We start from the raw sequence: 24,001 nt of genomic DNA, 5'->3' as shown, positions 1-24,001 counted from the left end.
GCAGGGCGAAGGGTTCTGGCCCGCGATCCGCCAATTCAGCTTCGCGCCAGCGCCTGGTCGATCACGGCGCGCATGTTGTCGATGAACTGTGCGCGACCGAACCTGAGCGCTTGAGTTTCGCAGGCCGGCCGCATGGCGAGTGCTCGCTCGGGGGGCAGGGAATTGATCGCACCGATAAGGTCGCTGGCCGATGGGGCAGGGGGAAGCAGCAGTCCGGTTTCGCCGGGGAGCACGGTCTCCAGCAGCCCGCCTTCGGCCACGCCGATCACAGGCTTGCCGGCGGCCATGGATTCCACCGGCGACATGCCGAAATCCTCTTCCACCGGAATATAGATGGTGGCAATGGCCCCGGCGATCAGGCTGCGCAGCTGCTCGTCGCTGGTCCAACCCGCAAATTCAATATTGGCGGCACCGGCGGCACGCGCCCGCAATTCCGCCTCCTGGTCGCCACCCGAGGCGATGATCAGCCGTTTGTCGGGCATGGCGAGGAATGCGTCGATGATGGTAGCGATGCGCTTGAGCGGGGTCAGGCGCGCGGTTGACAGATAATAGCCTTGCTGGGGTTCCCAGGCGAAGCCACAGGTATCCACCGGCGGATAGACCACGATGCTCTCACGCCCCAGATGCTCGCGAATACGCTTCTGGATATTGACCGAATTGGCGACGATCACATGCATCCGCCCGACGGCGTGTTCATAGGCGCGCTGGAATAGCGGCCCCACCACGTCGAGGCCCAGCTTGCGCAATGGCCCGCTCTGCTCCCGGAAAAATGCCTTCTGGTCGTAGAGAAAACGCGGCGGCGTGTGGCAGTAAAAGACGTTGACGCCCGGCTTGTCGCGGGCTGGCGCGGCGAAAGGCGCCGCCACGCCGCTATAGATGCGCAGATCCGCCTGGGCGGCGTGGCCACGCTGCTGTGCAAAGGCTGTTGACAAGGCAATGGAGGCTGCGCCGCGTACCTTGCGAATGCCGGAAAGGTTGAGATCCTTGTGCGCCGGTGGAAAAGCGGCCTCGTCATAGCTCTCCGCAGTGCGGTAGCCATAGATCAGCTCTGCCGAGATGGCATTGGCCAATTCCAGCACCAGCCGTTCACCGCCACCGCGAATGGCGAAATAGTCGTGATAGACCTGCAAATGCCTTGAGCCGGCCGGCACTTGCGCCATCAGTGCATGGTTTCCTTGTCGAGGCTGTTGCGGAAAATGCCGCGTAACGTACCGGCCAGCTTGCGGCCGAGCACCGGATAGGCATGCACGTCTCGCCATTGCTGCGCCCGCTCGAGCACGGCCTGGCTTTCAGCGGCATTGGCACGCAGGTCGCGCGACAATTGCTTGAGTCCAGTCGCGATATCGGCCGGGGAAATGCCCGGCAGGGCGAAGACGCTGCCGGCCACATCGTCGAAAATCGGCAGCGGCGTCACCGCCACGGCCTTGCCCGCCGCCAGGCCGTAGCGCACTGCGCCGCTCGCCGATTCACCCGTGCTTTGATAGGGATAGACCACGATTTCGGCCTGTGACAGCAGCCTCAGGCTCTCCGCGTCGGGCAGGAAATCGGTATGCAGCTTGACCTCGCTGCCGAGCCCATAGCGGTCGATCAATCCACGCGCCTGTTCGATCAGCTTTTGTGAGACTTCGGCCGGGAAGGCCGCATTGACCATATCGAGCTTGAAGGCAAAGTTTTCCGCCTTGAGCAGACGGGCGGCCTCGACCAGTTCGATCAGCCCCTTATTGGGCAGGAAGAAGCCATAGCTGGCCAGGTGCACCGGTGCATGGGCGACAGGCCGCGACGTGTTGCCGGCGGGCGAAGCGAGCACGCCATGGGGAAACAGCCCGACATTGTCGACGAGGCCCAGCGCCTTCAGCCGGTTGAGATCCGTGATCGAGTGCACCAGCAGGCGATCGCAGCGCGCCAGGGCGTCAGCGATATGGGCCAGCTTGCGGTCGGGATCATGTGCGGGGTCAATGGTCGCGTGCATGGTCACCACAACCCGCGTACCGGCGTCGCACAGGCTGTGGAGCAGCTTGCCGAACGCAGCGAAGTCGAAAAATCCGTAGTTGAACTGGATAACGACCATATCCAGCTGGTGCCGTTTTACGGCGGCTAGCAGGTTGGAAAAATCGTCGACCTTGCCCTCGCGCCAGCATCGGACGATATTTTCGGGCTCGCCGGTGGGCAAGTCGTCCGGGGCGTCGGCGAGGATGATCGCGGGCATGCCCAAGACATCGAGCAGATGCTCCGAATAGGTGGCGATGCCGCAACGTTTGCGATAGGTCGACACCCAGCCCAGCCTCGGCTCCGCGGTCAGCGCCTCGACGCTGAGTGCGCGCGCCGCCTGCTGGTTGCGACGGGCCACTTCGGCCCAGCTCCAGCGGGGCAATAGCGTCTTGGTGGCATCGCCGGCCTTGCGCTCCAGCGCCTCGCGCAGCAATTGCGTCAGGTGCTCGCCGTCCGGCTCGGCCCAGGCGCTGAGTGGCTTGCTGGCTTCGTGAGTTGAGGCCGAGGCAAAGGTAAAATCGATCAGCGCGCTGTTTTCGGGCGTGCAGAAATCCATCTGCCCGCTCCAGCCGGTGGTGATCACATGCAGCCCGCTCAGCATGGCTTCCGCGATCGGCAGGCCAAAACCTTCTGCGCGGCTCGGCGCCACCAGCGTGTCGCACTGTTCGTAAAGCGCCTTCAGCGCACCGTCCGAGAGATCATCCATGATGATCGTCACCGCTGGAAAGTCCGGATTGGTGGCGCGCAGTGCCGCCAATTGCTGCTCGATGGTGTTGTGCGGGTTGGCAAAAGTCTTGATCACCAGCAGCACATCGTCGTCCTTGCGGAACGCCGCGCCATAGCTCTTGAGCAGCACATCGGCGCCCTTGCGCGGAAAGCAGGACGAGACGTGCAAAAAAGTGTGTCCCGCGGTCTCGACGCGGTAGCTCTTGTCTGCCTCCACCGCCAACCAATGGTCGACGCCATTGCCCACAACGGTCACAGGCACCGACACGCCGGCATCGATCAGCACCTTCTTGACGTGCTCTGCCGTCACTGTGACGAATTGCGCACCCTCGTTGATGCCTTCGGCATAGGCGAACGGAAAGCCAGTCTCCTCCCAAGCGTAGCAAGATAATCCATTGATCTGGCTGTCCATGTCCACCGCTCGGGGCGGATACATGTTGCGACTGACGACCTGTGCAGCAGCGCTATCGCTCGAGCGAGCATGCAGGGCGGCTATTTGCGGATTGGCCTTTAGGAACCCCTTGTCCGCCTCGTAATCACCGGGCCCCTCGGAGGCATGCAGTGCCGCGCGGGCCCCCGTCTGTTCCAAGCCCAGCGCCAACTCGCGATTGACCAGCGCCAGACTGTAGCTGCTGTCGAACGGGCCCTCGATGCGCCAGTCGATGACTTCGGGCAAGTCATAGGATCGTAAGAGATTGGCCACTCTCACGCGGTTGATCGCCATGGCCTGAGCAATCTGGGCGAGATCGGACGCGCTGGGGTGGCCGAACTGGCCCGGCAGGGTCTTGAGCGCCGCGATCAATTGCTGTTCTACCGCGTCAAGGCGGAGCCTGGTTGCAGTCCAGTCAGAGCCGGGTTCATTCGGCTGCGCGGTTTCCAGCAACGTGGCCAAAGCTATTTCGGCGCTCTTGCTCCAGGAGAACTTGGCTGCCTGCACAGCGCCCTTGGCCACCAGCGCGGCGCGAAAGGCGTCGTCGGTCAGGACCCGGTCGAGCAGCCGCGCCATGTCATCCACCGAATGAGGATCGAACATGGCGTCGTCATTGCCCATCACTTCGGGGATGCTCGAGACATTGGAGCCGATCACCGCTGCCCCGCATTGCATGGCCTCGAGGCACGGCAGCCCAAATCCTTCATGCAGCGACGGAAAGACGAAGACTTCGCAGAGATTGTAGAGCTCGACCAGGTCAGCATCGCTGACGAAGCCGAGCAGCTTGTATTCGCTGCGATCGAGACCAACTGCATCGGCTTTTTCCAGCAAATGCTGCCGCTCGCCCGGCGAAATACTGCCGGCCAGAACCAGTTGGTGCTCGCGCCGCAGCGCTTGCGGCAGGCGCGCAAAGGCTGCCATCAGCCGATCGAGGTTTTTGCGCGAGTCTGCGCCGCCGGTGTAAAAGATGAACTGGTCACCCACCCCGAACCGCGCGCGCGCGGCCGCCTTTTGCTCGTCCGACAGGCCCAGCGGCCGAAACTCCGGCTCGGCGCCTTCCGAAGCATTTACCGCCTTCTCGGCCGGATAATGCAGCAGTTCCACCGCTTCCTTGAACGACTGCTCGGAAATGGCGATTAACCCGTCGGCACCAACGAACTCTGCCAGTTTGCCGCGATAGAAGCGGGAATAGTTCTGATCCGGCTTGAGATAGCGCTCTTCGAGGATCAGCGGGATCAGGTCATGCACCGTCGCCACCACCGGCACACGCGACAGCCGGTGCACGCTCAGCACCACGTCGTCGATAAAGCCTTCGAAGAAGCTGGGCATGAACACGACGTCGGGCGCCAGCATTTCGATATAGGCTTCGCGCAGCAGGGCCGAGGCATCATTGCGCCACCGCCCACGCTCCGAGCGGTCGTCCGCCTGGTCGAGCAATTCCACTACATGGATGTTCGCATCCGGCACGAAGTCCGAAAAATACTGTCGCAGCGGCAGGATAGTGTGTCCGAACCTGCTGTTGAGCAACAGGTGCACGCTGCCCGGCGCGGCGATCTTGGCGATCTCGCGCGCCATATTCTTCACATAGCGGCCCAGCCCGCGAAACCTGCTCTCGTTCTGGCAGGCTTGCAGGTCGATCAGGATGCGGGTCATTTTTGGCTATCCTCAGCGCGGTCTGCAAGTTGGGCGTAGATCATCCGGGCGCGTGGCGACAATAGTCGGTCGCCCAACTCCTGGCGAAAGCCGGCAGCGTCCACACCGGCCGACGCCGCCGTGCCATGCAGCGCCTGCCTCGCCCGGTTGGCCAGCGCCGGAAAGCGCGGTTCCGCCCATTTGGACAATTGCCGCACCGCCGGCACCTTGATCAGACGGCGCAACATCGCCTTGGCGATCCGCACCAGCATGGCGCGGGCGCGCTTCAAGGCCTTGCCGGCAAACCGCACCGGCCAGGTGAGGCGCCAGGACGTGCTGGTATAGATGGCGCCGATCTGCGCCCATTGCTCGTCCAGCCGCCGGTGCTGCTGCTCAACCAGTCCGCGCAAGTCGCCGAGCGCCTGGTCCTGACGGCGATTGATCTCCATGAGTTCGCCGATGCGGGCCTCCATCCGCGCCTCGAGCTCCGCCCGGGCCGCGTCGACCCGCGCCGCGCTCTTCTGCTCCAGCGTCCCCTCGAACCGCCCGGCCAGCGTTTCCAGCGTCAGCCCGCGATCGCGTGCATAGACTTCGGCCATCTCGGCGGTGATGTCGTCCGGGCCGGCCTTCTGCGCCACCACCGAATAATCGGGGCTGACGCCGGTGAACACATTGATCAGCCCCACATCCCCGCCATCCCGCAGGAGCGCATTCTCCTGCAGTCGCAAGACCTCGGCCCGCTCAAAACCGTGATGCCGCGGCAGAAAGGACAACAGCCCCGGCGGCAACGGCTTGTTATGGGTGGGGTCCATGTGAAAGCTCAGTGTGCCGACGCTGATATTTTCCGCATTCGGCGTTTCGAGGATCAACAACCCGCCCGGCCGCAGGGCCCGCGCCGCTTCGCTGATCAGCTTCTGCAACACATCGAACGGCAGATGCTCGGCGATGTGAAAGCCCGACACCACCGCCAGGCTGTTATCGGGCTCGTTGGCAAGATAATCGATGGCATCGCCATGGGTCACCGACAGGCCCCGCTCGATGCAGTCCGCCAGCATGCCCGCATCGAGATCGACGCCATGGGCAGAAAAGCCCATGGATTGTGCCAGTTCCAGCCATTCGCCGCGCCCGCAGCCCAGGTCGAGCGCCTTGGGCTCGGGCATGTGGCGCACCAGCACCGACAGGAAATCGGCATAGCCGCGCTCCAGCCGGCCATGGATTTCCTCGCGGCTGCCGCGGAAATTGCGCTCGAATTCGTGGTAGAAGTTCGCGTCGCTCATCGCTCTACCTCGAGCACCGGCGGCACCCATGCCATGCCGACGAATTCGGGGTGGTCGGCATTGACCACGCTGAAGGTCACCGCGAGGTCGCGCCACTCGTAATTCTGCTCCACATGGGTTTCGTGCCCATGCAGCGCTGCCGCAATCGAAAAATTGCCATAGCCGATATTGGCGTCGAAGGCGAAACGGAAGCGCACGATGTCGCCGGCTTTGAGCCCCTGCTGCACCTGCCCGAGCTGATGCGTATTGGTGCCGAAAACCGCCTGGCCCAGGCGATCCTTGATCATGTAGCCGGCCACCAGCTGGTCGATGTCCGTGTTGACCTTGGCTACGATCTCGAGTGTGACGCGGCTTCCAACCCGCACCAGTTCGGTGGGTTTGCCGGTTTCATCGAGCAGGCGCACCGTTTCCAGTGTCGCCTCGCCCGAGCCCGAGCGCGTCTGCACCCTTCCGCTGGCATCGGTGATCTGCTCGAGCAGATGCCCTTCCTTTTCAGCGATCAGCGCATTGTAGAGATCGAGCACCTCTTCGGGCGCCCCATCCTTGCGCACATGGCCGTCGTCGAGCAGGATCGCCCGGTCGCAGATGGCGATGATCGAAGAGCGATCATGCGACACCAGCAGCAGGGTCGTGCCTGCCTCGCGGAATTCGCGGATGCGGCTGAAACTCTTGTGCTGGAAATAGGCGTCGCCCACTGACAGCGCCTCGTCGACGATCAGGATTTCCGGGCGCACTGCGGTGGCCACTGCAAAGGCCAGGCGCACCTGCATGCCGCTCGAATAGACCCGGATCGGCTGGTCAAAATAGGCGCCGATCTCGGCAAAGTCCTCGATGCTTTTGATCAGCCCATCGATATCGTCCTGGGTGAACCCCATCAGGCCGGCGGAATTGTAGACATTCTGTCGGCCCGTCATGTCGGGATTGAACCCCATGCCCAATTCGAGCAGGGCGGCGATGCGGCCATTGACCGTTACGCTGCCCTTGGTCGGCTGCATGGTGCCGGTGATGATCTTGAGCAGCGTGCTCTTGCCGGCGCCGTTCTGCCCGACCAGGCCAACGGCCTCGCCCGGCGCGATGGAAAAGTCGATCCCCTTGAGAATATCGGTCTGGCTCTTGAGCTTTGGGGGCGCGCCGAACCAGGCGGCAAAGCGCGCCCATTCGCTGCTATAGGTATAAAAGCTCTTGTGGACGTTCTGTACGCTGATGGCACTCATAGCGCATCCACCATGTCAGGACCGGCCTTGCGGAACAGCACCAGGGCAAAGCCGCAGAGCAGCGCCGACATTACCGCGATGACGGCAATCGGCATCAGATGCGGTGGCTGATGATAGAGCACGATATTGTGGTAGGCCTCCACCAGCACATAGAGCGGGCTCAATCCCAGAAGTCCCTGATAGGCTTCCGGCACCACATTGGCCGGGTAGACGATGGGCGTGAACCAGAACAGCACCTGCAAAACGATGGGCACCACCTGTTCGGTGTCGCGCACGAAGACGTTTATCACGCCCAGCAGAAGCCCGATCCCCGCGGCAAATGCCGCCACGATGGGCGCCAGGAGGAAGTAGTAGAGCAGGTATCCGCTCACCCAGTGGCCCAGCAGCAGAAAGATGACGTTCATCACCAGGAACAGCGCCAGATTGTTGACCAGCGCCGAACCGATGGCGATCACCGGCAGGGTGATGCGCGGGAAATTCACTTTCTTCAGAGTATTGGCGTTGTTGATGAAGATCTTGAGGCACCTGTCGACGATCTCGGTGAACAGGTTCCATGCCAGCAGGCCCGCCATCAGGTACACCGCATAGCCATAGGTGCTGTCTATACCCGGCAGGCGGTTGGACAATAGGTTGGAGAGAATGAAGGCATAGATCATCACTTGCGACAGCGGTTGCAGGATAACCCATAGGCCACCCAGCTTGCTGCGGACGAACCGCGCCCGAAAGTCGTTCTTGATCGAGGTCCAGATAAAGAACCTATAGAGCCAGAGGCTGCGGAAAATGCCCTGCATGCAGGTCTCCAGGGGCGCAATCGAGCCCGGTTTCTAGGCCCCAAAGGCCTAACTTGCAAGTCGCGGTCCGGCTACGAGCCAACCCCGACTTGGCGATAAAGCTCAAGATAGGCGGCTGTCTGCATTTCTGCGCGAAACAGCGACAGATAGCGTTGCCGGGCCGCTGCGCCCATGGCTGCGGCGCGCTCGGGCGCTGCCTCCAGCGTATCGATCGCCGCGGCCAGTGCCATGGCGTCCGCAGGCGGCACGGTCAGGCCGGTCACATTGTCGAGATTGATATAGGTAGTCCCCGTGCCCATCTCGCACGAGATCATCGCCTTGCCGGCGCGCGCGGCTTCCAGAAGCGCGATGCCGAAAGCTTCGGAGCGCAGATGCGAGGGAAAGACGAAGGCGCGGCAGAGGCTCAAAAGCGCGATTTTGTCCTCGTCCGAAATCGGCCCGACATAGCTGACATTGTCACGGTCGAGCCCCGGCCATTCGCTGCTGTCTCCGGCTCCGGCGACCACGATACGCGCCTGCGTCTTGCCTGCGGCATCCGCGAGGAACGACAGGCCCTTGTAATAGCGCAGCGCCCCGACAAAGAGAAAAAAGTCCTGCCCCACCCGTTCGCGCCATTGCGCCACGAGATCTGGTTGCGGCTCAGGCACGTCGGGAATGCCGATGGGAATGACCTGCACATCATCCAGAGCCTTCAGCACGGCGCTCGATTGCACATAATTGGGCGAGGTTGCCACCACCGCATCCAAGTCGCGCAGGAAGCGGTCGCGCAGCGGCGCATAGGCCGCCAGCAGCCGCTTCTGCTTGACGATGTCAGAGTGGTAGGTGACCACGGTCGGGCAATTCGGCCGTGCCGAAAAGTGCAGCAGGTCCGCAAACGGCCAGGGAAAGTGGTAGTGCACCACATCCGCGCTTTTGCTGAGTCTGCGAAACAGTCCGAGGGCCGAAAACGACATGCCGGTCGAGGCGATGTCGAGATCACGATGTGCGATATGCACCGTATGGTGGTCGATTGGGATCTCGGTGCCGGTCTTGCCGGGGCCCAGAGCCAGCACCTGTGAGCGCACGCCCTGTTCCGCCATGCCCTCGGCCAGCGCGTGGATCACGCGCGGCACACCGGTAAAGTCCTCCGGCAAATAGGTTTTATAGACATGCAGGACGTTCATTGCGCCGCCTCGCGGGCAATGGCCGCGTTCATTGTGCCGGAGCAAGCAAGCGGGCGCATCATGCGCGCCCGAATTCGTCCTCGATGCGGATGATGTCGTCTTCGCCCAGATACGACCCCGTCTGGACCTCCACCAGTTCCAACAGGATCTTGCCGGGATTGGCGAGTCGATGCACGCAACCCAGCGGCAGGTAGATCGACTGGTTTTCGGTGAGCATCGTCACCTTGCCATCGACGGTTACCTCGGCCGTGCCGCTCACCACCACCCAGTGTTCGGAGCGGTGATGGTGCTTTTGCAGCGACAGCTTCTTGCCCGGCTGCACGAACAGGCGCTTCACCTGGAAACGCTCTCCGCTCAGCACCGAGGAATAGCCGCCCCAGGGGCGATAGGCGGTCTTGTGGATTTCGGTCAGGCTGCGCGTCGTCTCGTCAGCCTTGAGCGCCTTGACCAGCTTGCCGACATTCTGGGCCTGCGACAGCCGACCCACGAATACCGCGTCCTCGCTGACGATCACGGCAACGTCTTCCAGCCCGTCCACCACCACATGGGCCTTGTCCGACATCACCATGCTGTTGCGTGTATTCGACATCATGGCCGGGCCGATCACCACATTGCCGGCACTGTCGGCCTCGTGGGCATTCCACACCGCATCCCAGGCGCCCAGGTCCGACCACTTGAAGTCGACCGGCAGCACTGCCGCCTTGTCGGTCTTTTCGAAAATGGCATAGTCGACCGAGATATTGGGTGCCGTCTCGAAAGCGGCGGCATCGAGACGTGTGAAGTCGAGGTCGCTATGGCCCTGTTCCACCGCACCGCGGGCTGCGGCGTAGGTCTCGGGGGCCAGTCGCTCGCATTCGGCCAGGAAAGCCTTGGCCGAGAACATGAACATGCCCGAATTCCAGACGAACCCGCCCTGGGCCAGCATGGCTTCCGCACCGGCCAGGTCTGGCTTTTCTACGAAACGCTCGACCTTGCGCACGCCATGGGACAGCCCTTCGCCCACCGCGATATAGCCATAGCCGGTTTCCGGATGGCTCGGCTTGATGCCGAACGTCACGAGCTTCCCTTCGCGCGCGGCAGCAGCAGCGGCGTCGACAGCGCTGAAATAACTGCTGTCGGCGGTAATGGCGTGATCGGAAGCCAGAATATGCAGCACGGCATCAGCGTCATCGGCCATGGCCACGACGGCAGCTGCCGCGATGGCGACAGCTGTGTTGCGCGCCACTGGCTCGAGCAGGATCGATGCCAGCGCGACGCCGCCTTCCTGCGCCTGTTCGGCCACCAGGAACCGGTAGTCGGTATTGGTCAGCACGATCGGCGCGCTATAGCGCGAGGTGTCCGAAATCCGATCCAGAGTCTGCTGAAACAGCGACTTGTCTCCCACCAGATCGATGAACTGCTTCGGCCGGGCCGAGCGGGACATGGGCCAAAGACGGGTGCCTTGGCCACCGGCGAGGATCACGGGAACGATTGTCTGGGTCATCTGCGTCGAATGTTGATTGTCTTGCCTCGGGTGATAGCCGGTCATCCGCGCTTTGTCACCGTGGCGAGGCATTGTTTTGAACGGGGTAGGGAGCCGCGCCGCACCAATCGTTCTCACCCCTACCGGGCGAGATGGAAAGCGCATGCCCAAATGAAAAACCGCCGGACCCGGGTCCGGCGGCTTGATCGCAGCAACGGGCGCCTATTTCTCTCGCATGCCCTTGTGGAACATGTCCGACATCGGGCGGATGAAATATTCGGCCAGGGTGCGCTCGCCAGTGGAGACGATCACGTCCACCGGCATGCCCGGCAACAGCCGCTCGCGAATATCCTGCGGCACTTCCGAATCCCGCACCTCGATACGGGCGCTGTAATAGGGCGCCATATTGGGATTGGTCGGCTCGATTACGTCCTGCGACACCACCGAAATGGTGCCGAAGATCGCCGGCGTGGTTTTGGACGAAAAAGCCGGGAAGCGGACTTCCGCCTGCTGGCCCACCGAGACGCTGTCGATGTCGATCGGGCGCACCTGCGCCGAGATGATCAGGTCGTCGTCGAGCGGGATGATGTCCATCACCGGCTCGGCGGGACGGATCACGCCGCCTACCGTGTGCACGCGGATGTTCTGCAGCTTGCCGCGCACCGGCGCCCGCACCACGGTGCGGTCCAGCACGTCCCGCGCCACATTGGCCCGCTCGGTGGTTTCGTTCAGCATTTCGCGCAGATCGCGCAATTCGCCGCTGGCGCGCTCCACGAATTCCTGCCGCAACTGCACGATCTGCAGTTCCGTCTCCGAGATTGTCTGCCGCAGCTTGGCGATTTCCGAGGTCAGTCGGCCCAGCTCACCCTGCAATTCGAGGCGCGAGCGGTTCATCGACGACAATTGGTTGGTGGCAACGATGCCGCTTTCCTGGCCCCGCGTCATGCGGGTGATTTCGTCGGTCAGAGACGTCATCTGCCCTTCGATGGCGTCGCGCTGCAGCAGCAGCCCGTTGATGGCCTCGTTCACCTGCCCGACACGCGAAGTGAAGATGGCGATCTGCCCGTCGCGGCTTGTGGTGCGATCCTCGAACAGCGTTTCCTGCAACGCCACCTGCTGCTGCACTTCCGGGCTCGTGGAATTGCGCAGTGCATCGGGAATGACCAGCGTCGGCGCATTGGTGCTTTCCGCGATCAGCCGGGCTTCCTGTGCCTGCAGCATGGAAAGCCGCGAGCTGAGGAAGGCGTAATTGCTCTGCGCCTGGGTCGATTCCAGCCGCAAAACCGCCTGGCCGGCCTCCACGATCTCGCCTTCGCGCGCCAGGATCTCAGCGACGATACCGCCCTCAAGATGCTGAACGGTCTTGCGGCTCGATTCCACCGACACCGTGCCACCGGCCACCACGCCGCTGGCCAGCGGAGCGGTGAAGGCCCAGACGCCGAACACGCCAAAGGTCAATACCAGCGTGATATAGCCGAGGACCACATAGCGGCGCGGAGAAAACTCCTGATTGCGCACGCTCTTGCCATAGGCAAGGTCCTGGGAGTCGTCGCCTGAGAGGGTAGCGAGGGACATGGCCGTTCCTTAAGCAATGCTGCGGGTCGGAGTGGGGTCGGTCGGTGGCTGCACGGGTTTCAGTGCCGGCTTGATCTTGAGCAGTTCCTGCGTCGGGCCGAAGGAGCGCATGCGGCCTTCGGCCAGGATCAGCGCCTTTTCGGCCAGACTTACGAGGCTCATCTTGTGGCTGACGAACAGGATTGCCTTGCCCTGGGCTTTGAGCTCCTGGACGATCTGGAATAGCGACTCTTCGCCTTCACTGTCGAGATTGGCGTTGGGTTCGTCCAGAATGATCAGCGAAGGGTTGCCATAGAGCGCGCGGGCCAGACCGATACGCTGCCGCTGCCCGCCCGAAAGCGAGCGACCGCCAATGCCGATCTGGGTGTTGTAGCCGTCCGGCAGGTTCTGGATCATCTGGTGCACGCGCGCCTGGGTGGCGGCAGCCAGCACGTCCTTGTCGTCGGCGTCAGCCTGGAAGCGGGCAATGTTCTCGGCCACTGTGCCGTTGAACAGCTCAACCGACTGCGGCAGATAGCCCAGATGCTTGCCCAGCACGTCCGGATCCCAGTGCTGCAACTCGGCGCCGTCGAGGCGGATGCTGCCGGAAAAGGCCGGCCAGATGCCGACCAGGGCGCGCATCAGGCTCGACTTGCCTGCGCCGCTCGGGCCCACCAGGGCCACGGCCTCGCCAGGCTGCACGTCGAAAGTGACGCCCTGCAAGAGGGCGGTGCGGGCGCCGGGTGCCACTACCGCCAGGCCATTGATCGAAAGCCGACCGGACGGCGCGGGCAGGGCGGTTTTTTCTTCCTGTTCGGGCATCTGCTTGAACAGGTTCGACAAACGGCCATAGGCCTGGCGAGCGCCAACGAACTGCTTCCACTGGCCGACGACCTGATCAACCGGCTGTAGCGCGCGGCCCATGAGGATCGAACAGGCGATCATCGAGCCGGGCGAGATTTCGCCCTCGAGCACCAAGTAGGCGCCGACGCCCAGGATCGCCGTCTGCAGGCCCATGCGTACGAATTTGGAGAGAGACTGGATGGCGCCCGCCCGATCGCTGGCGATCGCCTGCTTGACCAACATGCCCCGATGCATGTCGTGCCAGCGGCTGCGCAGGCTGCCTTCCATGCCAAGGGCACGGATGGCTTCCACATTCTGCAGCGTAGTATTGGCGAAGTGCTGGGCCGACTGGCCCATGCCCGAAGCCTCATTCAGCGTCTTCTTGGTCAAGAATTCGTTGGCCAGCGCCAGCGCCAGCACAATGACTGCACCACAAAGAGCCACCCAGCCCACCATAGGATGGAAGAGGAAGCAGACGAGCAGGAAGATCGGCACCCACGGCACGTCGCACAAGGCAATCAGGCCCGAGCCGGTAAGGAACTCGCGCAGCCGGTCGACGTCGGCGAGCACGAATTCGGATTTGCCGTTGGGCTGGCGGATCGTGCTGGTCACCACGCGGTTGAACAGCGCCTTGGCGATCATTTCGTCGAACCGCATGCCGGCGCGAACCAGCACGCGCGAGCGGATCCATTCGAGAATGGCGTAAATGCCGAGCAGCGCCAGTGCGATGAAAGTGATCATCAACAGCGTCGTCTCGCTGCGGCTGTGCAGCACGCGATCGTAGACCTGCAGCATATACAAGGGCGACACGAACATCAGCAGATTGATGGCAACGCTGAACACGATCGTTGCCACCAGGATCGTACGATAGGTCTGAAGAGCCGCTTTGAACGGATTCTGTGTCGCCATAATGTTGCTTTCACTCATTCCCTGAGGGCGCAAAAGGTCGCCGCGGAAAAATGCCGGTCATGAACGGCAGTCTCCAATACAGTGCCACGCCAACATATAACAGCCCATTATCGGAAATTGCAGGCAGAAACATCGCCAATTGGTGCGACCTCATCACACTGTTTGGTGACGTCTTCTGCAGCCTGTTCGCAGCGCCTCCGGCGGCGCAATTGGCAGGCGGCGGGGAGCGCAATGGCGCGCTGCGCGTAGCGGTCTTGTTCCGGCCATTTGGGTCATTGCTTGGGCAGGGGCGCATCTGGGTCGGGCATCCACGTAGCGGAGCATCCGGCCGCCGGCAAATCACTCCGCCTCGCTCCGAATTGGGGCAGGTTTGTTGAAGACGAATTTGTTTAAAATAAGAAAGCTGACCACGGGCGTCAGCACAATGATCGCGGCCAGCGAATACAGATAGTGGACGTTGAAAAACTGTCCGATCTGAGAAATCGTCAATGTCATGCCAAGCGTGAACAAAGACGAGAAGAAGAATTTTACGTAGCGATAGACATGCAGTGATGCCTTGAAGGTGATCAGCGAATTGAGCACGTAGGAAGACACGTTCGCCACCATGAAGGCGCAGAAATTGGCCACTGTGGGATTGGCGTGGAACAGCTCGACCAGCAGGATCACCCCGCCGGCATGCACGACCGTATTGGCGGCGCCAATAGTCCCGAAAATCAGGAATTTCCGGTACTTGCGCAGTGTCCGGGCGATCCAGTTGTCCATCATGCTATTTGTCGATGATGTCGCGGACGATATAGATCGGTCGATATTTGGCTTCCTTGTAGATGCGCCCGATATACTCGCCAAGCACGCCGATGCCGATCAGTTGTACGCCGCCGATGAAGGACAGCAAGGCGGCCAGCGAAGGATAGCCCGCCACCGAATTGCCGAAGGCGATGGCGGTGACCACGATATAGAGGCCGTAGAGCAGGGCACACAGCGAGATGGTCGAACCTACATAGAACCAGAGGCGCAGTGGGGCTGTGGTGAAGCTGGTTATGCCATCGACGGCAAAGTTCATCAGCCGCCACAGGTTGAAGCTCGACGTGCCGAACTCTCGCTCCGCCACTTCGAACTCGACCACCTGGGTCCGAAAACCCACCCAGGCAAACAGCCCTTTCATGAAGCGCTGGTTCTCGCGCACCTGCTTGAGCGCCTCGACCACCTTGCGGTCCATCAGTCGAAAATCACCCACGTCCTTGGGAATAGGCACTTCGAACAGCCTGGCGGCCAGGTCGTAGAAACGGCTGCTGAACCATTTGCGCAGGGCAGAATCGGTATCACGCGTCTTGCGCTTGCCCAGCACCACCTCCGCGCCGTCGCGCCACAACTTGATCATCAACAGGATGGTCTCGGGCGGATGCTGCAGGTCGGCGTCTATGACGATGCACGCCTTGCCGCGCACATTGTCGAGCCCAGCGGTGATGGCCGCCTCCTTGCCGAAATTGCGGCTGAAATCGACGATGCGGATATGGGCTGCTTCGGTGCTGAGCGCGTTGAGGCGCGTCAATGTTTCGTCGCCGCTGCCGTCATTGACGAATATGGCTTCCCACCGCGACCCCGTCGTCGCCATCACGTCCTGCAGCCGTGCCCAGAAAGCGGCGATACCGTCCGCCTCGTTGTAGCAGGGCACGACAATGGAAAATTCGATATCCTCGGTCATGGCGTGACTCTGCAAATCGACCAGATCTCCAGCGTCTTGCACTGGGCATTTTCCGGCATGTAACTGGCAATCTGCTCTGGCGTGAAATGCGTCGTCGCAAAGACATAAGCCGATGTCGCCGGGTCAGAGGCATCGATCTCGGATGCAATGGCCTCGCAATCGGCGCCATAGCGCGAAATAAAGCCGGTAGTCAGATTATAGCCACCCTCGGCCGCCACCGACTGCAGGGGTAGCACTTCCCGCGCATAGCCCCCGGGGCATTTGAACTTCGGGAAAGCATGAATGGTGGTTACCCCCGCCAGTTCCGCCCGCCACTCATCCATATCGGCAAGAATATGCGGCTCGCGCTCCAGACTATGTCCCACCTCGCGATAGGTCGGGATCATGTCTGCCAGCTGGATGACCAGGGCGACAACCACCAATATCGCGCGGAGCGGCAGCGCGACACGACCAAGGCTAAGCGCCGCAACGGCAACAAGGGCATAGGAGACCACCCAGAAGAATCGACCCGAAGACCGGAAGGCTTCGAACAATCCGGTCAGGAATGACGGAATTTGCCACTCGAGCACCTGCACGTCGCTGACATAGACATGATTGGACAGCGCATAGATGACGCAGAGCGCCAAAATGCAGACCAGCACCGGTCCGAAGTATGAAGCAGCCCCGGCTGGCTCGGTCTTGCCCTGCCGCTGTCGCAGCCAGACACTGAGGGCAAGGAGCGCGATCAGTCCAAGACCGAGATAGTTATAGCCTTCATATTGTCCGCCCGTGCCGGGCACGTAGAAGGGCAGCCGGACCAGGAAGCCGTGGCCGATCGGCGACAGGACATTCATCGAGTAGAAGCCGAAGCCGGTATCGGGCACCGCCTGACCGAACGCCGTGCCCAACATGATTGGCACGCTGGCCACAACCGCAATGACAGGCACGACGCTCGCCAGCACTTCCCCAGCCTTGCGCGTCTTGAGCCAGCGGTCGCCGGTGCTTGCCACCATCACCGCCGCGACCATCGCGGTAATGTAGAAATTGACGTAGAACGAAACCAGCAGCAGCACGGTCCACAAGACGATGTCGGGCCGGGCCGCCGCGCGTCCGCGGAAGTAGAGGGTCAGCGCCAGCAGCAGCAGGAAATGCGCCTGCAGGCTGGAATGACCCATGCGTGCCGTCAGCGACGGCATGAGGATGCAGAGCGCGACGACCAGCCCGACGCGCAGCAGGTCCGAGCCGGCCAGCTGCCGCCCGAGCAGCCAGGCCGCCCCGCCCTGCATGCCATAACAGACCAGCATCCAGTACCCGAGCGGATTGAGCGGGACATGGATGACCGTGTTGAGCAGCTTGAGCACGAAGGAAAAGGCGGGAATCGCATCGACGAAAGTCAATGTCGTGCCATGCGGCCAGTTCAGCGACGGAATGCCGAGCAGCGGCCACTGCCATGGCGCCGCGAGATAGGCCCGATAGCCGGATATGTACTGGGATACGTCCTCGACCTGGGACTGCCAGTAGCTGGAATAGCCCTTGATGAAATCATCGGGCGTAATAATCCAGAGAAACAGCGCGCCGACGAGGCAGGACGCGACAAAACCGGCAATGTTGAGCCAGTGCGCGCGCACGGAACTCATGGAAATTCTATTCATAGCTCTATCGCCGGTTGTTGAGCGGAGGCGGACGGCTCTATCCCCGTCCTTCACCTTTCGCAACGGCCAGCGGCCGATATCACGCGAAAAGCATGCCGCTGGCGTAGAAATCGGCGTAATGGCCGATAGCGGTGATGGTCATGATGTCGTCCACCACCCAGCTCTTGGACACATAGCGGTCCGTCGGCTGGTCGATCGCCGTCAGGTCGATCAGCACCAATGCCGTGTCCATCTTGATCATCTCGATCTTGTCAGACTTCATCATGAAATCGAGGATGAACGACTGCGCGCGGGCATCATAGTCCGCAAAGCCGCTATTATTGCCATTGACCGAGGGCTTGTTCGGCTGTGTCGTGCCTCCCCCGCCATTCGGCGACGTGCCGCCAACCACCGGAACCGGCAGGCTGGGCAGCATGATGATGTCGCTGTCCTTGGGGGCCAGCGAGGGCGCATCATAGGGGGCAGGGGGGGCTTCCGCATTGATGGCCGCCACCAGGTCGGTCGCCGTCAGCAGTCCGGTCCCATCCTTGCTCGCAACGATCGGCGTCAGCAGTTCAAACGTCGCCGAAACCACCGTTCCGCCAAGCGAAAACGTCTTGAGCACACCCAGATGCTGCTCGGCCGCCGCCAGCAGCGCCTTGACGTCGGCGCTCTTCTGATTGCCCACCGACTCGCTCGTGCTCCGCGCCGCTACCGCCACCTGTTCGGGCATCGCCACGAATACCGGTGCCGCCGGCGCGAATTTTGTGGGAGCCGCCAGTACATTTCCGGCCCAATGCTCGAAATTCGGCTCTTCGATCGGCACATAGTGCGAAACCACGACCAGATCCGCGACGCTCGCCACCTGCGGCCCGCTCACCACCACCCGGTCTGCCGCCTCGTGCACGAACCGCACCGGCTCGGTGCTCTCTTCGCGCACCACTGCGGCAACCACGACCTCATGCTCCGGCAAGACTGCCAGGCGGATCGTTTCGGCCTGCGCAACCTCGCTCGACTTTTCGCTCTCGCCATCGGTCTGTGTCGCCAGGTGCAATCCATAGGTAGCCGCAATCGCCGTCAGCGTCGCCGCCAGGCTGCCCGTGGCCACATGCCCGCCAAAACCGCTGCGCCCGCTTTCGCCATGGTGATCGCGCGCCACCTCGACGCCGGCCCGCGCCTGCACGCCATGCGCTGCGCCATCCCCGGACGGCTGTTCCCCGGCCTCTTCGGCCCGCAGCTGCGCCTCGATGGCCTGAATGATCTGCAATGCGTCGGTATCGCTCAGCGCCACCGGCCCCATCGGCGCATCGTCGACACCATCCAGCGACGCCTCCGCCGCATGCGCGGCTTCCATCAGGTGATCGCTGGCCAGATACAGCGACCAGATCAGCGCCGCCATCATCACGCCCGGATGCAACCGCACCACGCTGTCATGCCGCGCCTTGCGCAGCTGCACCACATTGCTGGTGGCCGCCCGCGCCGCCACCCCGCGCACGAACTGATCGATCAGCCCCGCGAAATCGCTCCCGCGCAGCGGCGTGTCGAGCCCCGGGCTATCGAGCAGGTACAGCCCGTCGATTCGGCAGAGGTGCACGAACACGTCGCCATCCGGGCGGCAAAACACGAACCACGGCTCACCCTCGTCGGATGTGCCGCGCTCGGTCTCGATGCGCATATTTGCCTGGATGAGCAGAGCCTCGACGCGATAAAGATCGGCCAGTTCCTGCCGGCTCCAATCGCCGCCGGAACCGGACCGGGCCTCACCCGCCGCCGGAAAGCTCAGCACTGTGGACATCAGCCCTCCTGATGGCCCGCCGCGGTCACATCGTCAGCGAACAGGATCTCGTACGTGACGGGATCGTAATACATCAGCAATTGCTTGGCGAATATTTTGTGGTCCATCCCCAGCGCTTCCGCCCAGTCGCGATAGCGGTTCGGCGGAATGCGGCCGCGACCGTTTTCCAGCTGCGAGATGAAGGTATAATAGTCCAGCTGCAAGAGTTTGGCCAATTCGCGCTGCGAAATGCCGCGCGCCTCGCGCGCCTCGCGCATCCACGCGCCGGCGGCCTGCCGCAGTTCAGTGGTTTCGCTGCTCTGGGCCTGGCCCATCTTCGCCAACATGGCGCCGCTCTCCGCTCTCTGGCCGGTGGCGAAATGATTGTCTCTCGCCTGTGGCCTGGGGGTCACATTTATTTCGTGCCCCCGTTCTCTCAAACCCCAGCTTTTCCGTCAATTCCCCTTGGTATGAATTTTACTGCACACCCCTCTTGCGGCGGCTCGATTGAGCGAGTACACAATTCGCCATGTCAAATGCCGGGCTGATCTGTGATTCATGTCGGTACTGTCATTTGCGGCTTGGGGACTGGGGGAGGTTACTTCGGTCTTTCAGGGGAAATACATCGACTTGGCATTGTTCTTTAGAGAACCTTAAGCTAGGTCGGTGAGAAGGAATCTGCGTGTCGGGGCGTCCCGCGCGTTTGAGCAACCGTCATTGATAAAGAGGATATCGATCCAATGGCACTCACCACAGCACAGCTGATCACTCAGCTCTATGTTGGTTACTACAACCGCGCCCCCGATCCGGAAGGCCTGAACTACTGGATCGGCCGTGTCAACGCTGGCGTTTCGCTCGCTGACATCGCTGACTCCTTTGCTGCTTCCCCGGAAGCCCTGGCCGCCTATCCCTACCTGGCCCTGCCGAACGTCGCCAGCGCTCAGAACTTCCTGAACCAGGTTTACCAGAACCTGTTCAATCGCGCTCCGGATGCTGAAGGCCTTGCTTACTACGCTGGCAAGCTCGCTTCGGGTGCAACCACCCCGGGTCAGATCATTGCCGAGATCCAGGCAAACGCCAACACCAACCCCAACAACACCGATGGCCAGGTTCTGGCTAACAAGGTTGCTGTTGCGTCCAACTGGGTTGATCAGGCCGCCAATACGCCGAGCTTCGAGTTCAATGCTGCCGCCAAGTCGTCTGCTGGCAGCGTGCTTGCTAATGTCGATGCGTCTGATGCATCGGTTGTCGCGGCCAATGCAAAGGTCGACACCTTCTTCGACAACGTCGTCACCGGCGACACCTTCGAAACCACTGTTGGTATCGACAATTTTATCGGCACCTCTGCTAATGATCTGTTCAAGGTCATTGCAACTAACAATGTGTCGGGCGCTGATGCTACCACTTGGAATTCCTCGGATTCCTTCGATGGTGCTGGTGGTCGTGATACGCTGAATGTTGAAGTCAAGACTGGCTTTAATCAGACGCTGTACAGCACGTCGAATATCGAAACCATCAACATCGACAACACCGTTGCCGCTTCTGCTGCTGGTCACGCGGGTGCTGGTTCTGCTGTCGATGCGTCCAAGTTTGCTGGCGTTGAAGTTGTGAACCAGATTGGTAAGGCGTCTGCTGTTACCAAGCTTGCAGATACTTCCACGGCTGGTTTCAAGAACATTGATACCAGCGGTACTTTGTCCGTCACTGCTGCTGATGCCGCCGCCTCAGTCGCTGTGAATCTTGACGGCGTCAAGGACGCGACAGATAACGTCGTTAACCTCAGTGTTGGCGGTAAGGCCGTTTCTTCTGTGATCGTTTCGGGTGCTGTTGCGAACGCATCCGTCGCTGGCGCAGCCGGTGCGACAGAGACTTTTACTGCTACTTTCACTGCAGCCGGTGCGGATGGCGATACTGTTACGTTTGATGGTCGCGTTTACACGGTAGCCAGTGCGCCACTGGCGAATGCCGACGCCCAAGCTGCTGCATTTGTTACCGCTTATAACGGAGCGGCAGCAAACTGGACCGCAACTGCTGGTCCAGGCGGGGTTGTTACTTTTGTGTCGAAGTCCGCTAATACCAGCGTGCCGGATGTGACCGCTGCTAATTTTGCGGTTACTGGTGCCGTTGCAGCTCCTGTCGTCGCTATCACGCAGCAGGGTGTGGCTGTCCCGGATCAGTCGCTGGCTCTTGCTGTTGCCGCTGGTAAGGACGTGGAAACCATCTCCGTTAATTCTGCCGTCACCACTACTTTGACGTTTACTCAGGATGGTGCCAGCACGAAGAATGTTACCGCAATTGAAGCAGCTGCAAGCACTGGTGCTGTAACTTTCACCACCGCTGGTACGAATGTGAAAACTGTCACTACCGGGTCCGGTGCAGACAAGGTGACGATCAACACAGTTACAAGTGCAACCGTCTCTGCTCTCGTCAATACTGGCGCAGGCAATGACGAGATCACGGTGCAGACCACGGGCACCGGTACGACTACTATCAACGCAGGTGCTGGTGATGACAAGATCATCTTCACTGGCACTTTGAACACTCGCACCTCCATCGATGGTGGCGAAGGCGTTGACACGCTGTCTCTGGCTGGCAAGTCTCTGATTGCTGAAGACTATGTCCTGTTCAACAATGCCATCAAAAATGTTGAGCAAGTCGAGTTTACCGGCAACTCTGATGCGGTTGTTGATGCGTCAAAGCTTGCTTTCACTGCTTATACCTTTGCTGGTAATGCCGGAGACAAGATCACCGAAGCATCTGCTGTTGCCGTCACCACTAAGGCAAGCATCGAGGCATACGCCACTGGCTACAAGGCCGATGGTGCGGATGCAGGCACTGAAGCTGATGCGCAGGGCGGCAACCTCAACCTCACTTCGACTGGTTCCGGCAGCGTTAAGGCTTTTGGCGCCGATTTGACGCTGAACGTTAACGCTTCGAATACTGCTCCGACTGCTGTGGTCTTGTCCGGTGACGTACTTACGGCCAATATCGTACTGAAGAGCGGTGGTAATGCTGCCAACGACGATCAGCTTGCGTCTGTATCTATTACAACGGCCGACGTTGCAGTCTCTCCGGTGGTTGGTAATGCCTACCTGAACAGTGTTACGCTCTCGGGTAATGGTTCGGCTACCATTGACAATACTCTTGGCAGCAAGCTGACGACTGTTGATGCGTCTGGCTTGACCAACGTACAGTCCTTTGGTGCCAATGCCGGTGAAATTGGCAATGGTCTGACCTATACCGGTAAAGCTGATCTGGTCGAGTCCATCACCCTCGGTGCTGGCAAGGACACCGTGAACATTCGTTCCACCTACGATAAGCTCGATACTATCATTGGTTTCGATGCGGTGAAGGAGACGAACGACGCCAAGTCTACGACTGACGTTCTTAACTTCAACGGTGTCGCCCTTAACGGTCTGGTTGCTAATCAGGCGGTGAAGGTAGCCTTGACCGCAAGCGCCACCACGCTTGATCTGGCTTTCGTTGAAGCTGCGGCTACTGGCGCAGGTACCAAGTTCTTCCAGTTCGAAGGCAACACGTATCTCTTCTCCAACGCCACTGCCAATAATGTTCTTGACGCTAACGATCATGCTGCCAAGATCGTTGGTCTCGTGGACTTTTCCGCTACTTGGGGCGTCTTTACCGCCTAAGACGTCATCATCTGACGTATCGAACCCCCGGCACCTCGCCGGGGGTTTTTTGTTTTTTACGACGACCAGTTTTGCTATGTGTCGCTAGATGTAATTTGATGAAGGGGTAAAAATGCATAGCGAAATTCGGCCTGTACGTCTGGCTACTCATCGCGAATTGGCCTGGAAGCCAAGTTCGGGCTACGCATTTGCCTCCACCTCCAACGTCACTCAGATCGCTGGCGAAGAGTTGGGCCTTATGGCAACGCAGTACGTGCTCGGCGTGATAGATGGCGAAATACCATCGATGGTGGCTCTGCTGTCGCTGACCCCTGGCACAAACCTTTTTGTCGGACCTGATGGCCGCTGGTTGGGTGACTATGTGCCCGCGGTAATGCGCAGCTATCCTTTCAAGCTCATCCCAGCTGAATCAGGTGAATTTGCGCTCGCCTTCGACGAAGGCAGCGGCCTCCTGGCATCAGCGGGAGAGGCAGAGGCCTTTTTCGATGATCAGGAAAGGCCCACGGAGCGAGTTAGCAAAATTCTGCAGTTTCTGGTGAATCTGCATAGAGGAATTCGCACCACGAACGAAGCCATAGGACGCCTAAAGGAACGGGGACTTCTTGAACCTTGGCCGCTTGTGATACAGGACGGTGAGAACAAGGTGCCCATAAATGGCCTGTTGCGCGTCAGTGAAAGCGCGCTGACACAATTGGACGCGGTATCATTCGCAGCTTTGCGCGAGGGTGGTACCTTGGCTGTGGCATACGCTCAGCTTATCTCTATGGCCAATTTGGCAAAGCTGGGGCGCCTGGCAAATGCCCATGCCCAGTATGCGGAGAGAAGCAGGTCGCAGCATGAAGATGTTGCGTCGATGTTTGCATCGGCTAAAGCGGACGACGATATCGATTGGGATGAGGTTCTTAAGACCGACTGAACCGGCGACATGAACATCCATTCATACTCCGTTCATATCGCGGCAGGGCTTGTGTTCGAAATGAGGCAAGAGACTTTTGACTGATTCGGTGCCGATTCTGCCTGTATCCGGGCTCACCATTGCCTATAGCGCGGTTGAGGATCGCCTGGTCGTCTGGCTGCGCGGGCAGGAGCAGCAGCTGGTGCCGCTGCTCTTCACCCGTCGGCTTTCTGCCTTGTTGATCAATGGTTTGGCGGGCATTCTCGCCCGGTCGAGCCCCGCCGCCGCCCAGGCGCCGGCCGCTTTGCGCGATGATGTCATCCTCATGGAGCATCAGGGGGCCATGGCCCAATCCGCCGCGCCCACCCCCGACGCCGCCC

General features: G+C 60.9%; 17 protein-coding genes. 3 read left to right on the top strand and 14 right to left on the bottom strand.

What is annotated here, in order from left to right; all coding sequences use genetic code 11:
* Positions 1 to 35: 35 nt before the first annotated feature.
* The 14 genes from DEVEQU_RS05570 to DEVEQU_RS05505 all read right to left on the bottom strand — a co-directional run bounded on the left by DEVEQU_RS05570 (position 36) and on the right by DEVEQU_RS05505 (position 19,423).
* The gene (locus tag DEVEQU_RS05570; protein WP_164550270.1) at positions 36 to 1,160 is read right to left on the bottom strand and encodes a glycosyltransferase; all 1,125 of its coding nucleotides are present in this window, start codon (positions 1,158 to 1,160) and stop codon (positions 36 to 38) included.
* Positions 1,160 to 4,798: a glycosyltransferase gene (locus tag DEVEQU_RS05565; RefSeq protein WP_126149594.1), complete on the bottom strand. Its 3,639-nt coding sequence runs from the start codon at positions 4,796 to 4,798 to the stop codon at positions 1,160 to 1,162. The genes DEVEQU_RS05570 and DEVEQU_RS05565 overlap by 1 nt, the downstream gene beginning before the upstream one ends.
* Entirely contained in the window at positions 4,795 to 6,054 is a 1,260-nt protein-coding gene (locus DEVEQU_RS05560) for a class I SAM-dependent methyltransferase (RefSeq protein ID WP_164550269.1), read from the bottom strand. The genes DEVEQU_RS05565 and DEVEQU_RS05560 overlap by 4 nt, the downstream gene beginning before the upstream one ends.
* Entirely contained in the window at positions 6,051 to 7,268 is a 1,218-nt protein-coding gene (locus DEVEQU_RS05555; RefSeq protein WP_126149592.1) for an ABC transporter ATP-binding protein, read from the bottom strand. The genes DEVEQU_RS05560 and DEVEQU_RS05555 overlap by 4 nt, the downstream gene beginning before the upstream one ends.
* Positions 7,265 to 8,059 (bottom strand): ABC transporter permease, encoded by a 795-nt coding sequence (locus tag DEVEQU_RS05550; RefSeq protein WP_126149591.1) that lies wholly within the window; start codon positions 8,057 to 8,059, stop codon positions 7,265 to 7,267. Before DEVEQU_RS05550 ends, DEVEQU_RS05555 begins: the two co-directional genes overlap by 4 nt.
* A gap of 71 nt (positions 8,060 to 8,130) precedes the next feature.
* Entirely contained in the window at positions 8,131 to 9,222 is a 1,092-nt protein-coding gene (locus tag DEVEQU_RS05545) for a glycosyltransferase (protein WP_126149590.1), read from the bottom strand.
* A 58-nt stretch (positions 9,223 to 9,280) separates the two neighbouring features.
* A complete protein-coding gene (locus DEVEQU_RS05540) occupies positions 9,281 to 10,705 on the bottom strand; it encodes a mannose-1-phosphate guanylyltransferase/mannose-6-phosphate isomerase (protein ID WP_126149589.1) in 1,425 nt (474 codons plus the stop codon).
* A gap of 201 nt (positions 10,706 to 10,906) precedes the next feature.
* Positions 10,907 to 12,259, bottom strand: coding sequence for an HlyD family type I secretion periplasmic adaptor subunit (locus DEVEQU_RS05535; protein WP_126149588.1), 1,353 nt, complete (start codon positions 12,257 to 12,259; stop codon positions 10,907 to 10,909).
* A gap of 9 nt (positions 12,260 to 12,268) precedes the next feature.
* Positions 12,269 to 13,990 (bottom strand): type I secretion system permease/ATPase, encoded by a 1,722-nt coding sequence (locus tag DEVEQU_RS05530; RefSeq protein ID WP_126149587.1) that lies wholly within the window; start codon positions 13,988 to 13,990, stop codon positions 12,269 to 12,271.
* Between the two features lie 339 nt (positions 13,991 to 14,329).
* Positions 14,330 to 14,755 carry a GtrA family protein gene (locus tag DEVEQU_RS05525; RefSeq protein ID WP_126149586.1) on the bottom strand — a complete coding sequence of 142 codons (426 nt, stop codon included), beginning with the start codon at positions 14,753 to 14,755 and terminating at the stop codon, positions 14,330 to 14,332.
* A 1-nt stretch (position 14,756) separates the two neighbouring features.
* Entirely contained in the window at positions 14,757 to 15,692 is a 936-nt protein-coding gene (locus DEVEQU_RS05520) for a glycosyltransferase family 2 protein (protein WP_126149585.1), read from the bottom strand.
* Positions 15,689 to 17,308: a DUF6311 domain-containing protein gene (locus DEVEQU_RS05515; protein WP_164550268.1), complete on the bottom strand. Its 1,620-nt coding sequence runs from the start codon at positions 17,306 to 17,308 to the stop codon at positions 15,689 to 15,691. The genes DEVEQU_RS05520 and DEVEQU_RS05515 overlap by 4 nt, the downstream gene beginning before the upstream one ends.
* Before the next feature lie 94 nt (positions 17,309 to 17,402).
* On the bottom strand, positions 17,403 to 19,097 hold the full coding sequence (locus DEVEQU_RS05510) for a hypothetical protein (protein ID WP_126149583.1): 1,695 nt from the start codon (positions 19,095 to 19,097) through the stop codon (positions 17,403 to 17,405).
* Positions 19,097 to 19,423 carry a helix-turn-helix domain-containing protein gene (locus DEVEQU_RS05505; protein WP_126149582.1) on the bottom strand — a complete coding sequence of 109 codons (327 nt, stop codon included), beginning with the start codon at positions 19,421 to 19,423 and terminating at the stop codon, positions 19,097 to 19,099. Before DEVEQU_RS05505 ends, DEVEQU_RS05510 begins: the two co-directional genes overlap by 1 nt.
* Positions 19,424 to 19,816: 393 nt before the next feature.
* Between DEVEQU_RS05505 and DEVEQU_RS05500 the strand changes: the two genes are divergently transcribed.
* From DEVEQU_RS05500 to DEVEQU_RS05490, 3 genes are all read left to right on the top strand, one after another.
* Entirely contained in the window at positions 19,817 to 22,726 is a 2,910-nt protein-coding gene (locus tag DEVEQU_RS05500) for a DUF4214 domain-containing protein (RefSeq protein WP_126149581.1), read from the top strand.
* A 112-nt stretch (positions 22,727 to 22,838) separates the two neighbouring features.
* Positions 22,839 to 23,642, top strand: a complete 804-nt coding sequence (locus DEVEQU_RS05495; RefSeq protein ID WP_126149580.1) for a SapC family protein — start codon at positions 22,839 to 22,841, stop codon at positions 23,640 to 23,642.
* Between the two features lie 88 nt (positions 23,643 to 23,730).
* On the top strand, positions 23,731 to 24,001 hold a 271-nt coding region (locus tag DEVEQU_RS05490), incomplete at its 3' end, for a hypothetical protein (RefSeq protein WP_164550267.1).

Source organism: Devosia equisanguinis, from assembly GCF_900631955.1.
In the GTDB taxonomy this organism is placed as follows: Bacteria; Pseudomonadota; Alphaproteobacteria; order Rhizobiales; family Devosiaceae; genus Devosia; species Devosia equisanguinis.
Note: the sequence above shows the minus strand (reverse complement) of the source record. Positions and strands in the feature narration are given on the sequence as shown.

Bases quoted from the DNA above. Each gene is read 5' to 3' on its own strand.
- DEVEQU_RS05530 (WP_126149587.1), bottom strand. From the start codon at position 13,990: ATGGCGACACAGAATCCGTTCAAAGCGGCTCTTCAGACCTATCGTACG.
- DEVEQU_RS05545 (WP_126149590.1), bottom strand. From the start codon at position 9,222: ATGAACGTCCTGCATGTCTATAAAACCTATTTGCCGGAGGACTTTACC.
- DEVEQU_RS05515 (WP_164550268.1), bottom strand. From the start codon at position 17,308: ATGAGTTCCGTGCGCGCGCACTGGCTCAACATTGCCGGTTTTGTCGCG.
- DEVEQU_RS05540 (WP_126149589.1), bottom strand. From the start codon at position 10,705: ATGACCCAGACAATCGTTCCCGTGATCCTCGCCGGTGGCCAAGGCACC.
- DEVEQU_RS05570 (WP_164550270.1), bottom strand. From the start codon at position 1,160: ATGGCGCAAGTGCCGGCCGGCTCAAGGCATTTGCAGGTCTATCACGAC.
- DEVEQU_RS05550 (WP_126149591.1), bottom strand. From the start codon at position 8,059: ATGCAGGGCATTTTCCGCAGCCTCTGGCTCTATAGGTTCTTTATCTGG.
- DEVEQU_RS05495 (WP_126149580.1), top strand. From the start codon at position 22,839: ATGCATAGCGAAATTCGGCCTGTACGTCTGGCTACTCATCGCGAATTG.
- DEVEQU_RS05520 (WP_126149585.1), bottom strand. From the start codon at position 15,692: ATGACCGAGGATATCGAATTTTCCATTGTCGTGCCCTGCTACAACGAG.
- DEVEQU_RS05510 (WP_126149583.1), bottom strand. From the start codon at position 19,097: ATGTCCACAGTGCTGAGCTTTCCGGCGGCGGGTGAGGCCCGGTCCGGT.
- DEVEQU_RS05565 (WP_126149594.1), bottom strand. From the start codon at position 4,798: ATGACCCGCATCCTGATCGACCTGCAAGCCTGCCAGAACGAGAGCAGG.
- DEVEQU_RS05500 (WP_126149581.1), top strand. From the start codon at position 19,817: ATGGCACTCACCACAGCACAGCTGATCACTCAGCTCTATGTTGGTTAC.
- DEVEQU_RS05505 (WP_126149582.1), bottom strand. From the start codon at position 19,423: ATGTTGGCGAAGATGGGCCAGGCCCAGAGCAGCGAAACCACTGAACTG.
- DEVEQU_RS05525 (WP_126149586.1), bottom strand. From the start codon at position 14,755: ATGATGGACAACTGGATCGCCCGGACACTGCGCAAGTACCGGAAATTC.
- DEVEQU_RS05555 (WP_126149592.1), bottom strand. From the start codon at position 7,268: ATGAGTGCCATCAGCGTACAGAACGTCCACAAGAGCTTTTATACCTAT.
- DEVEQU_RS05560 (WP_164550269.1), bottom strand. From the start codon at position 6,054: ATGAGCGACGCGAACTTCTACCACGAATTCGAGCGCAATTTCCGCGGC.
- DEVEQU_RS05535 (WP_126149588.1), bottom strand. From the start codon at position 12,259: ATGTCCCTCGCTACCCTCTCAGGCGACGACTCCCAGGACCTTGCCTAT.